Genomic DNA, 14,630 nt, shown 5'->3' with positions numbered 1-14,630 from the left:
TAATTAGATGTCACGGCAGGCATTAACTGCCTGCCGTGAGAGAAATCAATTTTTCTCAGGCGGGAAAACGAGGTTCAGAACGATAGCGGTGATACCGCCCGCGGCGATGCCGGAAGAGAGCAGGTTTTTCACCCAGTCAGGCGCAAACTGCAGGATCAGCGGCTGCTGGGATACACCCAGACCGACGGCCAGCGACAGGGCGATAATCATGATCGCGCGGCGGTTCAGAGGCTCGCGGGAAACGATACGCACGCCGGAGGCCGCGATAGTCCCGAACATCACCAGCGTTGCGCCGCCCAGCACCGGCTCAGGGATGTGCTGCACAAAGCCGCTTACCGCCGGGAACAGGCCGAGGACGATCAGCATCAGCGCCACCACAAAACCGACGTAGCGGCTGGCCACGCCGGTCAGCTGGATCACGCCGTTGTTCTGACCGAAGCAGGAGTTCGGGAAGGTGTTGAATACCGCAGAGACAAACGAGTTCAGGCCGTTCGCCAGCACGCCGCCTTTCAGGCGCTTCATGTACAGCGGGCCGGACACCGGCTGCTCGGAGACGTCGGAGGTGGCGGTGATATCACCGATGGTCTCCAGAGAGGTGATCATAAAGACCAGCATCAGCGGCAGGAGCAGGCCCCAGTCAATGCCCAGTCCGTAGTACAGCGGCGTAGGAACGGTGATCAGCGCGCTGTTGGTCGGCGCGGTGTTTTCCGGCAGCATGCCCAGCGCCCACGCCAGCAGGTAACCCGCCGCCATGGCGATCACCAGCGAGGCGACGCGCAGGTAAGGGTTACGCTGACGGTTAAGAAGAATAATGATCGCCAGCACGACACCCGCCAGCAGCAGGTTTTTCGGCGCGCCGAAGGTGTGATCGCTCATTGCGGCATAGCCGCCACCGATGGAGGTGAGGCCCACCTGGATCAGCGACAGGCCGATAATCATCACGACGACGCCGGAGACCAGCGGGGTGATGACGCGGCGAGCCAGATGCAGAACGCGGGAGATCACCATCTCCGTACAGCTGGCCAGCATCAGGGTGCCGAACAGCGCCGCCATCATAGTCGGAACATCCGCACCGCCGGTTTTCAGCGCCGTACCGCCCATTATCAGCGGTGCCACGAAGTTAAAGCTGGTGCCCTGAATCGACAATAATCCCGACCCTACCGGACCCCACGCTTTAATTTGAATAATCGAGGCCACGCCGGAGGCGAAGAGAGACATGCTGATAATGTGCTGCGTGTCCTGCGCCGGTAAGCCGAGCGCCTGGCAAATCAGCAGCGCCGGGGTGATCACCGCAACAAACATCGCCAGAAGATGCTGGCAGGCGGCGAAAAGCGTTTGCGGCAGCGGCGGGCGGTCTTCAAGGCGGTAAATCAGTTCGCTATTTTGCTTCTGCGCAATCGGTTGCGCATCAGGCGACTCTATGGTGTTAACGGACATCGGCGGCAATCCCACGGTGGAAAAGCGGGCATTTTATCTGACCACCTGGTAAAAGCAAACGATTGCCAGCAAAAAAAGGGAAGAAAATCTGCTGCTGTGAGCAGGTTTTCTACAACGCATCGGGAAAAAAAATTACACTTTTTCGCGCCGGGAGCTCATGAAGAGCGCAAACCGGCCCAGGATAACGCCGCGTGTGTATGGAACACGCGCATAACAGGAGCCTTTTATGATTCATCTAGATACGTTGTCGACCCTTGTTGCCGCAACGCTGGTTCTTCTGCTTGGTCGCAAGCTGGTACATAGCGTTTCCCTTCTGAAGAAATACACCATTCCTGAACCCGTCGCCGGTGGCCTGCTGGTGGCGCTGGCCCTGCTGATACTGAAAAAAAGCATGGGCTGGGAAATCGATTTTGATATGTCCCTGAAAGACCCGCTGATGCTGGCCTTCTTTGCCACTATCGGCCTGAACGCCAACCTGGCGAGCCTGCGCTCGGGCGGTAAGGTGCTCGGCGTATTCCTGATTGTGGTGGTGGGACTGCTGCTGATGCAAAACGCCATTGGCATCGGCATGGCAACGCTGCTGGGGCTGGATCCGCTGATGGGTCTGCTGGCGGGGTCGATTACCCTTTCGGGCGGTCACGGAACCGGGGCAGCGTGGAGCAAGCTGTTCATCGAGCGCTACGGGTTTGAAAACGCGACGGAAGTGGCGATGGCCTGTGCGACCTTTGGCCTGGTGCTGGGTGGCCTGATTGGCGGCCCGGTGGCGCGGTATCTGGTGAAGCACTCCACCACGCCGAACGGCAGGCCTGACGATGAGCTGGTGCCGACCGCTTTCGAAAAGCCGGACGTCGGACGCAGCATCACCTCGCTGGTGCTAATTGAAACTATCGCGATGATAGCCATCTGCCTGACCGTGGGCAAAGTGGTTGCGCAATGGCTGGCGGGTTCAGCGTTTGAACTGCCGACGTTTGTCTGCGTACTGTTTATCGGGGTGATCCTGAGCAACGGTCTGGCGCTGATGGGCTTCTACCGCGTGTTTGAACGGGCGGTATCGGTGCTCGGCAACGTCTGCCTGTCGCTGTTCCTGGCGATGGCGCTGATGAGCCTCAAGCTGTGGGAGCTGGCCTCGCTGGCGCTGCCGATGGTGGCGATACTGGCGGTGCAGACGCTGTTTATGGCGCTGTACGCCATGTTCGTGACCTGGCGCATGATGGGCAAAAACTACGATGCGGCGGTGCTGGCGGCGGGTCACTGCGGGTTTGGTCTGGGGGCCACTCCAACGGCTATCGCCAATATGCAGGCGATCACCGAACGGTTCGGGCCATCGCACATGGCGTTTCTGGTGGTCCCGATGGTTGGCGCCTTCTTCATTGATATCGTCAACGCGCTGGTGATCAAGCTGTACCTGATGCTGCCGATGTTTGCCTGAGATCAGGCGTTGGAATACCGCTCGGTTTCCGGCATCCAGCGCTCAATTAACGCTGCCGCCTGTTCGGGGTAGCGTTCATGAATATGGCGGGCGAGGCGCTGAACCTCGGGGATCATGGCCTGATCGCGCAGCAAGTCCGCTACTTTGAATTCTGCGTTACCCGTCTGACGCGTGCCCAGCAGTTCGCCCGGGCCGCGGATCTCCAGGTCTTTTTGCGCAATCACAAAACCGTCGTTGCTGTCGCGCAGCACCTGCAACCGCATCTGGGCGGTTTTTGAGAGCGGGGCTTTGTAGAGCAGTACGCAGTGGGAAGCCACCGCGCCGCGGCCGACGCGACCGCGCAGCTGGTGGAGCTGGGCAAGGCCGAGACGCTCCGGGTTTTCGATGATCATCAGGCTGGAATTAGGGACGTCCACGCCGACTTCGATCACCGTGGTGGCGATCAGCAAATGCAAATCACCCTGTTTGAACGACTGCATCACCGCCTGTTTTTCGGCGGGCTTCATGCGTCCGTGAACCAGACCCACGTTCAGCTCCGGCAGCGCCAGCTTAAGCTCTTCCCACGTTGCTTCGGCAGCCTGCGCTTCCAGCAGTTCCGATTCTTCAATCAGCGTACAAACCCAGTAGGCCTGACGCCCTTCCTGGGTGCAGGCGTTGCGCACGCGGTCGATGATATCGCTGCGGCGCGTGTCGGGAATGGCGACCGTGGTGACCGGCGTACGCCCCGGCGGCAGTTCGTCGATGGTGGAGGTATCCAGATCGGCGTACGCGGTCATCGCCAGGGTGCGCGGGATCGGCGTGGCGGTCATGATCAGCTGATGCGGGTGGAAGCCCTGCTGCAGGCCTTTCTCCCATAACGCCAGACGCTGATGCACGCCGAAGCGGTGCTGCTCGTCGATAATCACCAGCGCAAGACCGTTAAACTGCACCTGCTCCTGGAAGATGGCGTGCGTGCCGACAATCATCTGCACCTGCCCGCTGGCAATAGCCTCCTGTTGCGCAAGGCGAGCTTTGCCTTTTTGCTTCCCGGCAAGCCAGCCCACTTCTATCCCGAGTGGCGCAAACCAGGCGCGGAAATTGTTGGCGTGCTGTTCAGCCAGCAGCTCGGTCGGCGCCATCAGCGCCACCTGTTTACCGTTAGCAATCGCGCGCAGGGCCGCCAGGGCGGCAACCAGCGTTTTACCGGAGCCCACGTCGCCCTGAACCAGGCGCATCATCGGCACGTCGAGCGCCATATCGCGTTCAATCTCGGCGGTGACGCGCGCCTGCGCGCCGGTGGGTTTAAACGGCAGAGAGGCCAGCAGCTTATCTTTGAGCTCATCACGCGGGCTTAAGGGCTGGGCGTGGAAACGCTGCGCGCCCGCGCGAAGCGCCAGCATGCTCAGGTTATGTGCCAGTAATTCCTCAAGGATAAGACGCTGTTGGGCGGGGTGTTTGCCGCTTTCTAAATCGCTGAGCTGCAGCGTTGGCGGCGGGCGGTGCAGGGTGCGCAGCGCCTCGGGCAGGCTCATCATGCCCTGCGCCAGCTCGGGCGGCAGCAGCTCGGTAATGGCGCAGGTATCCAGCAGCTCCAGCGCCTGATCGGTGAGCTTACGCAGCGTCGCCTGCTTGATGCCTTCGGTCGTTGGGTAAACCGGGGTGAGCGTCTCCTGCATTTCCGGCGTGCTGAGATCGCCCTGCACGCGGTACTCCGGGTGGATCATCTCTGCGCCGTACTTCCCGCGTTTGGCCTCGCCATAGGCCAGCACCCTGCGGCCCGTCGCCAGGCTGTTTTTCATCGCCGCGCTGAAGTTGAAAAAACGCATGGTGAGAATGCCGGTACCGTCGCTGATCTGGCAGGTCATCATCCGGCGTCCGCCGAAGGTGATGTTGCAGTTCAGGACTTCGCCTTCAACGGTGGCGTAAATGGCGGGAAGGAGATCGCCAATCTTGTAGAGCTGGGTACGGTCTTCATAACGCAGGGGGAGGTGAAGCAGGAGATCCTGCACGGTGTGCAGGCCAATTTTTGCCAGCTTATTGCTTTGCGCCGCGCCCACGCCCGTCAGGCTGTTAAGCGGGATGGCATCCAGCAGGCGGCCTTTCATCGCTTACCCGGCGTACTGCATGGTGGCCCACCACTCGGCATCGGCTACAATTTCGCCCTGCGCGTTGACGTGGGGGTAAGGCAATTTTTTCTGCTTCGCAACGCGAGCCAGCACAGGATAACCACCTTCAAACAGCAGGCGCTGCTGCTCATCTTCCGGCAGCATGCTGTTGCTGCGCTCGTACATCCCGGCGTTCTGACGCTGACGCTGCGCTTCATACAGAATAAGCGCGGACGCCACGGAGACGTTCAACGACTGCACCATGCCGATCATCGGAATGATGATGTCCCGATCCGCCAGAACCAGCGCTTCCTGGGTGATCCCGGTTTTCTCCTGACCCATCAAAATGCAGGTTGGGCGGGTGTAGTCGATCTCGCGGAAATCTACGGCTTTAGCGGACAGGTTAGTGGCAAGGATCTGCATCCCGCGCCCTTTCAGGTGCGATACGGCTTCGCCAATGGTGTGATGATTTTTGACAGACACCCAGCTGTTGCTGCCTGCCGCCGCCGAGACCGTATTGCGCATACGGCCGTCCGGCCAGACGGCGTGCACTTCATGCACACCGACGGCATCTGCGGTACGAACGATAGCAGAGACGTTATGAGGCTTATGCACCTGCTCCATGCAGACCGTCAGGTCAGGCTGACGCCTGGCGAGCATTTCGCAGATACGTGCATAACGTTGTGAATTCATAAACCTAGTTTCGGTTTCGGGTGACTTTAATCACGTCCGGCATGACGCGGATCTTGCGCATAATATTCGCCAGATGCACGCGGTCGCGGGCGGTCAGACGAATAAAGGCGCTGTACACGCGGCCATCTTTTTCTTCCGTGTTCAGGCTTTGAATATTGGAAGAGGCCGTGTTGATCGCTGCCGTCAGATTAGCCAGGGCACCCTGGTGGTTGAACATATCCACCTTAATTTCGGTGATAAATTCCTGCGCGGTCTCTTTATCCCACTCGACCGCCATAAACTTCTCGGCTTCTTTCTGGTAGCCGCGAATGTTACGACAGGACTCGTGGTGGATAACCAGCCCTTTACCCGGGCTGACGTGCGCAATAATCGGGTCGCCAGGAATTGGACGACAGCATTTTGCGAAGGTGATCAGCACGCCATCCGCGCCTTTAATCGGCAGGTGTCCGTGGCTTTGCGTTGTTGCCGGCACCGCTGTCGTGTCGCCTTGCTGCAGGTTCTTCGCCACCACCACGCTCATGGCGTTGCCGAGGCCAATCTCTGCCAGCAGGTCGTCAAGCGACGCGAGCTTCATGCGCTCCAGCTCACGCTGGACGTTCTCCTGCGGAATTTCAGCCAGCTTACGGCTGCCGCCCAACGCGTGGTTGAGCAGACGACGCCCCAGGCTGACCGAATCATCACGCTTGAGGTTTTTCAGCAGTTGGCGAATTTTGGCGCGCGCCTTGGAGCTCACGACAAAGTTCAGCCAGGCCGCGTTCGGACGTGCGCCCGGCGCGGTAATGATTTCTACCGTCTGGCCGCTGGAGAGCGGCTGAGACAGCGGATAAGGCTGTCTGTCGACGCGCGCGCCGACGCAGGCATGACCGATGTCGGTATGCACGGCGTAGGCGAAGTCGACCGGCGTTGCGCCCGCAGGCAGTTCGACAATGCGACCTTCTGGGGTGAAAACGTAAATCTCATCCGGGAAGAGATCGGATTTAACGCTCTCGATAAATTCAAACGAGCTACCCGCACTCTGCTGAAGCTCCAGCAGGCTCTGCATCCAGCGCTGGGCGCGGATTTGTGCGGTCGTGCTGCTTTCGCCACCGTGCTCTTTATACGCCCAGTGTGCGGCAACACCCATCTCTGCCATCTGGTCCATGTCTTCGGTGCGAATTTGCACCTCAACAGGAACGCCGTGTGGCCCGATCATCGAGGTGTGCAAAGATTGATAGCCGTTCGCTTTTGGAATGGCGATGTAGTCTTTCATACGCCCCGGACGCGGTTTGTAGAGGCTGTGCATCTGCCCCAGCACGCGATAGCAGGTGTCCGAGTCGTGGACAATGACGCGAAAGGCGTAGATATCCATGATCGAGTGAAAACGCTGCTCTTTGAGCACCATTTTGCAGTAGATGGAGTACAAATGTTTCTCGCGACCGCTGACGCGGCACGGGATCCCCGCTTCCTGTAAGCGCCCTTCAATTTCAGAGAGGATCTTTTGAATCATCTCTTTACGGTTACCGCGTGCGGCTTTCACCACCTCTTTAATCACGCGATAGCGGTTCGGGTACAACGCTTCAAAACCCAGCTCTTCCAGCTCGGTTTTAATGTGATGAATACCTAAACGGTGCGCCAGCGGGCTGTAGATTTCGAGAGTTTCACGGGCAATGCGGCGACGTTTATCCGGGCGAAGTGAGCCCAGCGTGCGCATGTTGTGGGTACGGTCAGCGAGTTTGATGAGAATGACGCGGATATCCTGCACCATCGCCATAATCATCTTGCGGAAGTTTTCGGCTTGCGCCTCTTTCTTGTCGCGGAAATTCAGCTTATCAAGCTTAGAGACCCCTTCCACCAGTTCGGCAACGCTTTTGCCAAACAGCTGTTCCATGTCCTGGTAAGTGGCAGGGGTATCTTCGATCACGTCATGCAGCAGAGCGGCCATCAGCGTTTCGTAGTCGAGTTTCATCTCGGCCAGAATACAGGCCACCGCTACCGGGTGCGTGATATAGGGTTCACCGCTTGAACGTGTCTGGCCCTCGTGAGCGTCACGTGCAACGAGATACGCCTGCTGAAGACGCTTAATCTGGTCTTCAGGCAGGTAGGTTTGAATCAGTTGATTCAGGCTTTCAAACAGATACAAGGGCGACCCGCAGGTTTAATTAACGACGACCTTCAGCAATAGCGGTTACGGCCTGCAGTTCTGCGGCTTCCTGCTCTTGCTGCTCCTGGCGCTCACGCACGTCGAGGATCTGGTTGTTGATCAGACCTTCTTCGATTTCGCGAAGTGCAATAACGGTGGTTTTATCGTTTTCTTCCGGTACCAGCGGATCTTTACCGCCTACCTGCATCTGACGAGCGCGACGCGCGGCGACCAGCACCAGGTCAAAACGGTTACCAATTTTCTCTACAGCGTCCTGAACAGTTACGCGTGCCATACTTAAAATGCTCCACAGGTGAAGAAATGACTGGGCATGATACTGAAAGTGGGTTCAGTCTGCCAACAGTTTGGTGATTAATGCGTCATGTCGCTGCTTCTGGCGGCTCATACGCAGACGTTCTGCACGAAGAATGGTTTTGAGATCGCTCAATGCGGCATCAAAATCATCATTCACAATAAGGTAATCATATTCCGCGTAATGGCTCATTTCTGCAACAGCCTGTTCCATACGCTTTGCGATGACTTCTTCGCTGTCCTGACCGCGGCCACGCAGGCGGCGATCCAGCTCATCTTTCGATGGCGGTAAAATAAATATACTGCGCGAGTCAGGCATTTTCTTGCGAATTTGCTGTGCGCCCTGCCAGTCGATATCCAGGAACACATTCACGCCCGTGGCCAGAACCTGCTCAATGGTTTCACGCGAGGTACCGTAGTAATTACCAAATACTTCAGCGTGTTCAAGAAACGCGTCTCTGCCGATCATCGCTCTGAATTCGTCGTGATCCACGAAGAAATAGTGTTCACCGTGCACTTCACCCGGACGCGGCTGGCGCGTGGTGTGAGAAACAGAAACCTGTGTGTCGTACAACGGTTGGGTTTTTAACAGTGCCTGAATAAGGCTGGATTTACCCGCGCCACTAGGGGCAGAAACAATATAAAGCGTGCCTTGAGCCATGAGAGTCTTTTGTATGTGTTAACGAAGAAGTCCTACATACGGGCTTATTATACACGTCACCGCCGTGTGACGTAGCCTTTGTCACACTTTTTCCCCTGGATTATTGAATTTTGCGTGCCGTTTTCAGGTTTTATCTGTGGTTTTCAGCAACCAAAAGAAACACCGGATAGCGTCTCGCATTGTGAAACGTTGCCGTTAGCGTTGTTTCTGGCATCCGGGTATACCTCCTGAAATTCAAAGGAGGGGTAGCGATGTGGCGATGGATAAGCGGGTTAATGCTGTTGTGGTGTGGCTATGGCGCGGCGGTGTGTCCGGTGTGGTCGCAGGCAAAAGCAGAAAAAGAGATGGCGTCGTTAAGCGCGCAAATCAAACGCTGGGATGAAGCCTACTGGAAGCAGGGCGTGAGCGAGATCAACGACGAGGTTTACGACCAGCTTCACGGGCGGTTAACGCAGTGGCAGCGCTGTTTTGGCAGCGAGCCTTCAGAAGAGAAACTCCCCACGCTGACGGGGAGCGTAAAACATCCTGTTGCCCACACGGGTGTGCATAAGGTGGCCAGCAAAGAGGAGCTGAGGCAGTGGATGCGTGTCCGACAGCATCTGTGGCTGCAGCCCAAAGTTGACGGTGTGGCGGTAACGCTGGTCTATCGCAACGGAAAGTTAACTCAGGCTATCAGCCGCGGTGATGGCCTCAAAGGGGAAGACTGGACCGGGAAGGTACGTTTAATCCCGTCTGTTCCGCAAACTCTCACCGGCGCGCTGGCGAATAGCGTCTTGCAGGGCGAGCTTTACTGGTTATGCGACAACCACATTCAGAGCCAGTTGGGCGGAATGAACGCTCGCGCAAAGGTGGCGGGGGCGATGATGCGGCAAAAGGATAACTCGCTATTGAGCAAGATCGGTGTATTCATCTGGGCCTGGCCGGACGGACCGAAAGATATGCATACCTCTTTAGCTGAACTGTCTCAGGCCGGTTTTCCGCTGTCGGCACGGTACACGCTACCCGCCGAGTCTGTCGATGCCGTCGAGAAACAGCGCGCGGCCTGGCACGTGACCGCATTACCCTTTGCCACGGATGGCATTGTGGTGCGTTCGGAGGATGAACCCGCGGGCGAAGAGTGGTTACCGGGAGAAGGCAGCTGGGTCGTCGCTTGGAAATATCCTCCCGCAGCCCAGGTCGCTGAGGTGAGAGATATTCATTTTTCCGTAGGGAGAACGGGTAAAATTTCCGTTGTAGCAGCGCTGGAGCCCGTGCAACTGGATGATAAACAGGTGCAGCGGGTGAGTCTGGGCTCGGTTGAGCGCTGGCAGAATCTGGATATTGCTCCAGGGGATCAGATACAGGTCAGCCTGGCCGGGCAGGGCATCCCCCGGTTTGATAAGGTGCTCTGGCGCGGGACGGACAGACATAAACCAGAGCCACCGGCCTCACGCTATCATGCTCTTAGCTGTTTCTATGCTTCGCCGGAGTGTATGGAGCAGTTCTTTGCCAGGCTGACCTGGCTCAGTTCAAAGCAGGTATTTGATATTGAAGGAGTAGGTGAGTCAGGCTGGCGGACCCTCTGGCAGGCGCATCATTTTGAACATCTCTTTTCATGGCTGTTATTAACGCAGGCGCAGCTGCAGGCTACACCGGGGTTTTCCTCAGCACGCGGGCTGGCGCTCTGGCACCGATTTAATCTGGTGCGCGAGAAACCGTTTATCCGCTGGCTCTTGGCATTGGGTGTGCCAATGACGCAGGCTTCGCTGAAGGCGATGGGAGACATATCGTGGCAGGAGATGAGCGGGCGCAACGCCAAGGACTGGCAGGCTCTGCCGGGAACGGGCGAGGAGAAGGCAAGGCAAATCGTTAACTGGATGCACGCGCCTCAGATTGATGTGCTGGCGAAATGGCTCGCAGAACAGCACATCAACGGGTTCTGAAGCTAGTGGGCGCTGTGTTTGTAATGAAAAACAGGCAGCCCGAGCTTCAGACGCAGCGCCAGCATGCGGGCCGTAAAGCCAAACAGCAGCGTCGAGATGACCACCACGTCATGGTTCGAAACGTAATGCTGCAGGGCGATATAGAGCACCGCTGCCGCAAAGGAGATGCCGGCATACAGCTCTTTTTGAAAGACCAGGGGGATGCGTTTGCAGAACATATCTCGCAGCACACCGCCGAATACGCCCGTGACCACGGCGGCGATGGTGGCGATAACCGGTCCTTCCCCCATATCGAGCGCGATTTGCGCACCGATGATCGAAAAGACGATCAGCCCCAGCGCATCAAGCACCAGGAACAGGCGGCGAAGATGGGGCATAACGGGCGCCACGATGGTGGTTAACACGGCAGCCGTCGCCACGATAATCACGTATTCAGGGTGTTTAACCCAGCCGAGCGGGTAATGACCAAGCAGGATATCGCGCACGGAACCGCCGCCCAGCGCGGTCGCGGTAGCAATAATGATTACGCCGAAGGTGTCCATACGGCGACGTCCGGCGGCAAGTGCGCCGGTCATGGCTTCTGCGGTGATGCCAATGAGATAAAGGATGTGAAGCAGCATATACCCTCCGGTGTGAACGCGGGGAGGTTAGCGATTTGTGCGCAAGATCACGATTGAGATTTTCTAAGGCGAGTTAGTTTGCCCTATAAATTTTTATCAATTTCTATAGAGAAAGCTTGATGAAAGGCGGTAAACCGACAAAACTGGCGTTAAGATGGATTAGAAATAGTAATGGGTGGTGCGGTCGGCACCACCCGAAAGGCATTACTCGATATTCTGAATCTGCTCGCGCATCTGCTCAATCAGCACTTTCAGCTCAATCGCTGAATTCGTCACTTCTGCATTGATCGACTTAGACGCCAGAGTGTTCGACTCGCGGTTGAACTCCTGCATCATAAAGTCCAGACGGCGGCCCACCGCTTCTTTCTTCTTCAGAATGTTATAGGTTTCTTTAACGTGCGCTTCCAGACGGTCCAGCTCTTCAGCGACATCAATACGCTGCGCCATCAGCACCAGCTCTTGTTCCAGACGGGTGTTTTCCAGCTGAACTTCCGCTTCTTCCAGTTTGGCGACAAGGCGCTCGCGCTGCCATTGCAGAACTTCTGGCATATGGGTGCGGACTTTGGCAACTTCGGTGCTCACGCCTTCAAGGCGCTGCTCAATCATCGCTTTCAGCGCCTGACCTTCGGTTTCGCGGGCAACGATAAAGTCGTCCAGCGTGCCGTCGAGGGCTGCCAGGATTTCAGCGGCAATGGCATCCAGATCCTGCTCACCGGCCGCCATGACGCCAGGCCAGCGCAGAATATCAACCGGGTTGATTTCGCCTTCATCGCTCTGCATTTTGACCCAGTTCGCTGCATTCACGAGCTGTTTCGCCAGTTTTTCGTTGAGGATGAGCTCGCCCTGTGCGCTGGCATCGGGCTCAAAGCGCAGGTTACATTCCACTTTCCCGCGCGTCAGACGCGTACGGATACGTTCACGTACGACAGGCTCAAGGCTGCGGAACTGCTCCGGCATACGGAAATACGTTTCCAGGTAACGCTGGTTTACCGAGCGCATTTCCCATGTGGCGCTGCCCCAGCTACCCTTGATTTCACGCCGGGCGTAGGCGGTCATACTGCGGATCATAGACATTCCCGTTTTTAAAGGAGAGATGGGGGGATTATAGCTTTCGGGGGCTTCTCAGGATAGGAATAAGCGTCCTTTATCCGTATAATGCGCAGCCACATTCGTTTCAAGCCGGAGAATCCATCATGCGTCCATCAGGTCGTAGCGCCAACCAGGTGCGTCCCGTCACCCTGACCCGTAACTATACAAAACACGCTGAAGGCTCCGTGCTGGTTGAGTTTGGTGACACTAAAGTGCTGTGCACCGCCTCCATCGAAGAAGGCGTTCCGCGCTTCCTGAAAGGTCAGGGCCAGGGCTGGATCACCGCAGAATACGGCATGCTGCCGCGTGCGACCCATACCCGTAATGCCCGTGAAGCGGCAAAGGGTAAGCAGGGCGGTCGTACCATGGAGATTCAGCGTCTGATCGCGCGTGCGCTGCGCGCCGCCGTTGATCTGAAAATCCTCGGCGAATTCACCATCACTCTCGATTGCGACGTTATTCAGGCAGACGGCGGTACGCGTACCGCGTCCATTACCGGTGCCTGCGTAGCGCTGGCCGATGCCCTGAACAAGCTGGTTGCGGCCGGTAAGCTGAAAACCAACCCAATGAAAGGCATGGTTGCGGCGGTTTCTGTGGGTATCGTTAACGGCGAAGCGCTTTGCGATCTGGAATACGTTGAAGATTCCGCAGCCGAAACCGACATGAACGTGGTGATGACCGAAGACGGTCGCATCATTGAGGTGCAGGGCACGGCGGAAGGTGAGCCGTTCACCCACGAAGAACTTCTCTCCCTGCTGGCGTTGGCCCGAGGGGGAATCGAATCCATTGTAACGACGCAGAAAGCGGCGTTAGAAAATTGATTTTAAAGGCGACCAATGAGTCGCCTTTTTTTTGCCTGTAAGACAGAAAAACCAAAGGAGCAAATCCATGAAATCGTATCAGCGCCAGTTTATTGAGTTTGCGCTTAACAAGCAGGTACTTAAGTTTGGCGAATTTACGCTGAAATCCGGGCGTAAGAGTCCCTATTTCTTCAACGCCGGGCTGTTTAATACCGGGCGCGATCTGGCACTGTTAGGCCGTTTCTATGCCGAAGCGCTGGTGGATTCCGGGATTGATTTTGACCTGCTGTTTGGCCCGGCCTATAAAGGCATTCCGATTGCGACAACTACCGCAGTGGCGCTGGCGGAACACCATGACCGCGACGTGCCGTACTGCTTTAACCGCAAAGAAGCCAAAACCCATGGTGAAGGCGGGAATCTGGTCGGCAGCGCGCTGCAGGGCCGCGTCATGCTGGTCGATGACGTGATCACCGCGGGTACGGCGATCCGTGAATCGATGGAGATTATTCAGGCCAACGGTGCGACGCTTGCTGGTGTGCTGATTTCTCTGGATCGTCAGGAGCGTGGTCGCGGTGAAATTTCCGCTATTCAGGAAGTCGAACGCGATTACAGCTGCAAAGTGACGTCGATTATCACCCTGAAAGACCTGATTGCGTATCTGGAAGAGAAGCCTGAGATGGCGGACCATCTGGCGGCGGTACGTGCGTACCGGGAAGAGTTCGGGGTGTAATTAAATTGCCCGGTGGCGCTACGCTTACCGGGCTTACGGATTACTGCAATTGAGCAGCCACTAACGGCCAGCGGGCGTCAAAATCGTCCGTTGGACAGTATTTGAATTCGCTACGCACAAAGCGGGAGAGCATCCCTTCACAAAACGCCAGGATCTGACTTGCCAGCAGCGTTTCATCAATGCTGTAACCTTCGCCTTCACGCATTTTCTTTTCGCGCAGTACCTGGCGCAGCTGCGCTTCAATACGTTCGAAAAGCTGGTTAATGCGGCCCTGCAGTCTGTCCTGTTCAAACATCAGCGCGTGGCCTGTGAGAATACGGGTTAAGCCCGGATTGCGTTCACCGAAGCCCAGGATTAACAGCACAATCAGACGCAGACGCGCGGTGGTGTCTTTTTCGTCTTTCAGAATCAGGTTGATGCGCGTAATCAGGCTGTCTTCAATAAACTCGATCAGGCTGTCGAACATCCGGGTCTTGCTCGGGAAATGACGGTACAGCGCCGCCTCAGACACGCCTACAGAGGCGGCCAGTTTAGCGGTGGTGATGCGTTGACTGCCATCGCTGGATTCAAGCATCAGAGCCAGAGATTGAAGTATTTCTTCGCGACGATTCCTTTTCGCGGTTTGTTTTTCTGCCATGTTACAAAATACCCCTGAAAATAAGCACTTGCCAGGCTGGCATCCACACAGCGACCGCAAACGGGCGTTTGCGGTTTGTTATTGCATTATAACGCTG

13 protein-coding genes are annotated in these 14,630 nt (G+C 56.9%); 4 read left to right on the top strand and 9 right to left on the bottom strand.

Annotated elements, in window-relative coordinates:
• Window positions 1-45 precede the first annotated feature (45 nt).
• Window positions 46-1,437: a xanthine/proton symporter XanP gene (gene xanP, locus P346_RS04280; RefSeq protein ID WP_014881972.1), complete on the bottom strand. Its 1,392-nt coding sequence runs from the start codon at window positions 1,435-1,437 to the stop codon at window positions 46-48.
• 226 nt (window positions 1,438-1,663) lie between these two features.
• Between xanP and gltS the strand changes: the two genes are divergently transcribed.
• Window positions 1,664-2,866 (top strand): sodium/glutamate symporter, encoded by a 1,203-nt coding sequence (gltS, locus tag P346_RS04285; protein WP_032661946.1) that lies wholly within the window; start codon window positions 1,664-1,666, stop codon window positions 2,864-2,866.
• A gap of 2 nt (window positions 2,867-2,868) precedes the next feature.
• Here the strand turns inward: gltS and recG are convergent, their stop codons facing one another.
• From recG to gmk, 5 genes are read right to left on the bottom strand one after another with little or no spacing between them, the layout of a single operon-like run.
• The gene (gene recG, locus P346_RS04290) at window positions 2,869-4,950 is read right to left on the bottom strand and encodes an ATP-dependent DNA helicase RecG (RefSeq protein WP_032661943.1); all 2,082 of its coding nucleotides are present in this window, start codon (window positions 4,948-4,950) and stop codon (window positions 2,869-2,871) included.
• 3 nt (window positions 4,951-4,953) lie between these two features.
• Complete coding sequence (trmH, locus tag P346_RS04295) at window positions 4,954-5,643, bottom strand: tRNA (guanosine(18)-2'-O)-methyltransferase TrmH (RefSeq protein WP_032661941.1); 690 nt, start codon at window positions 5,641-5,643, stop codon at window positions 4,954-4,956.
• A gap of 4 nt (window positions 5,644-5,647) precedes the next feature.
• Window positions 5,648-7,762 (bottom strand): bifunctional GTP diphosphokinase/guanosine-3',5'-bis pyrophosphate 3'-pyrophosphohydrolase, encoded by a 2,115-nt coding sequence (gene spoT / locus P346_RS04300; RefSeq protein WP_023309883.1) that lies wholly within the window; start codon window positions 7,760-7,762, stop codon window positions 5,648-5,650.
• A gap of 19 nt (window positions 7,763-7,781) precedes the next feature.
• On the bottom strand, window positions 7,782-8,057 hold the full coding sequence (rpoZ, locus tag P346_RS04305) for a DNA-directed RNA polymerase subunit omega (protein ID WP_000135058.1): 276 nt from the start codon (window positions 8,055-8,057) through the stop codon (window positions 7,782-7,784).
• Window positions 8,058-8,111: 54 nt separating this feature from the next.
• Complete coding sequence (gene gmk, locus P346_RS04310; protein ID WP_008502674.1) at window positions 8,112-8,735, bottom strand: guanylate kinase; 624 nt, start codon at window positions 8,733-8,735, stop codon at window positions 8,112-8,114.
• Window positions 8,736-8,986: 251 nt separating this feature from the next.
• Here gmk and ligB point away from each other — a divergent pair, with 251 nt between their 5' ends.
• Window positions 8,987-10,657, top strand: a complete 1,671-nt coding sequence (gene ligB / locus P346_RS04315) for an NAD-dependent DNA ligase LigB (RefSeq protein ID WP_032661938.1) — start codon at window positions 8,987-8,989, stop codon at window positions 10,655-10,657.
• A gap of 2 nt (window positions 10,658-10,659) precedes the next feature.
• Here the strand turns inward: ligB and P346_RS04320 are convergent, their stop codons facing one another.
• Both P346_RS04320 and P346_RS04325 read right to left on the bottom strand, forming a co-directional pair.
• Window positions 10,660-11,277: a trimeric intracellular cation channel family protein gene (locus tag P346_RS04320; protein WP_023334014.1), complete on the bottom strand. Its 618-nt coding sequence runs from the start codon at window positions 11,275-11,277 to the stop codon at window positions 10,660-10,662.
• A 204-nt stretch (window positions 11,278-11,481) separates the two neighbouring features.
• Window positions 11,482-12,345, bottom strand: coding sequence for a YicC/YloC family endoribonuclease (locus P346_RS04325; RefSeq protein ID WP_023309886.1), 864 nt, complete (start codon window positions 12,343-12,345; stop codon window positions 11,482-11,484).
• 125 nt (window positions 12,346-12,470) lie between these two features.
• Between P346_RS04325 and rph the strand changes: the two genes are divergently transcribed.
• On the top strand, window positions 12,471-13,187 hold the full coding sequence (rph, locus tag P346_RS04330; protein ID WP_010426431.1) for a ribonuclease PH: 717 nt from the start codon (window positions 12,471-12,473) through the stop codon (window positions 13,185-13,187).
• Between the two features lie 67 nt (window positions 13,188-13,254).
• Entirely contained in the window at window positions 13,255-13,896 is a 642-nt protein-coding gene (gene pyrE / locus P346_RS04335; protein WP_010426430.1) for an orotate phosphoribosyltransferase, read from the top strand.
• A 40-nt stretch (window positions 13,897-13,936) separates the two neighbouring features.
• Here the strand turns inward: pyrE and slmA are convergent, their stop codons facing one another.
• The gene (gene slmA, locus P346_RS04340; protein WP_024906630.1) at window positions 13,937-14,533 is read right to left on the bottom strand and encodes a nucleoid occlusion factor SlmA; all 597 of its coding nucleotides are present in this window, start codon (window positions 14,531-14,533) and stop codon (window positions 13,937-13,939) included.
• Window positions 14,534-14,630 lie beyond the last annotated feature (97 nt).

The sequence above is a fragment of the Enterobacter sp. DC1 genome (genome assembly GCF_000568075.1).
Lineage (GTDB): Bacteria > Pseudomonadota > Gammaproteobacteria > Enterobacterales > Enterobacteriaceae > Enterobacter > Enterobacter asburiae.
Note: the sequence above shows the minus strand (reverse complement) of the source record. Positions and strands in the feature narration are given on the sequence as shown.

What these genes read in the sequence shown, in the direction of transcription:
- recG (WP_032661943.1), bottom strand. Translation starts at nt 4,950, where the DNA reads ATGAAAGGCCGCCTGCTGGATGCCATCCCGCTTAACAGCCTGACGGGC.
- pyrE (WP_010426430.1), top strand. Translation starts at nt 13,255, where the DNA reads ATGAAATCGTATCAGCGCCAGTTTATTGAGTTTGCGCTTAACAAGCAG.
- trmH (WP_032661941.1), bottom strand. Translation starts at nt 5,643, where the DNA reads ATGAATTCACAACGTTATGCACGTATCTGCGAAATGCTCGCCAGGCGT.
- ligB (WP_032661938.1), top strand. Translation starts at nt 8,987, where the DNA reads ATGTGGCGATGGATAAGCGGGTTAATGCTGTTGTGGTGTGGCTATGGC.
- P346_RS04325 (WP_023309886.1), bottom strand. Translation starts at nt 12,345, where the DNA reads ATGATCCGCAGTATGACCGCCTACGCCCGGCGTGAAATCAAGGGTAGC.
- P346_RS04320 (WP_023334014.1), bottom strand. Translation starts at nt 11,277, where the DNA reads ATGCTGCTTCACATCCTTTATCTCATTGGCATCACCGCAGAAGCCATG.
- rpoZ (WP_000135058.1), bottom strand. Translation starts at nt 8,057, where the DNA reads ATGGCACGCGTAACTGTTCAGGACGCTGTAGAGAAAATTGGTAACCGT.
- rph (WP_010426431.1), top strand. Translation starts at nt 12,471, where the DNA reads ATGCGTCCATCAGGTCGTAGCGCCAACCAGGTGCGTCCCGTCACCCTG.
- gltS (WP_032661946.1), top strand. Translation starts at nt 1,664, where the DNA reads ATGATTCATCTAGATACGTTGTCGACCCTTGTTGCCGCAACGCTGGTT.
- slmA (WP_024906630.1), bottom strand. Translation starts at nt 14,533, where the DNA reads ATGGCAGAAAAACAAACCGCGAAAAGGAATCGTCGCGAAGAAATACTT.
- gmk (WP_008502674.1), bottom strand. Translation starts at nt 8,735, where the DNA reads ATGGCTCAAGGCACGCTTTATATTGTTTCTGCCCCTAGTGGCGCGGGT.
- xanP (WP_014881972.1), bottom strand. Translation starts at nt 1,437, where the DNA reads ATGTCCGTTAACACCATAGAGTCGCCTGATGCGCAACCGATTGCGCAG.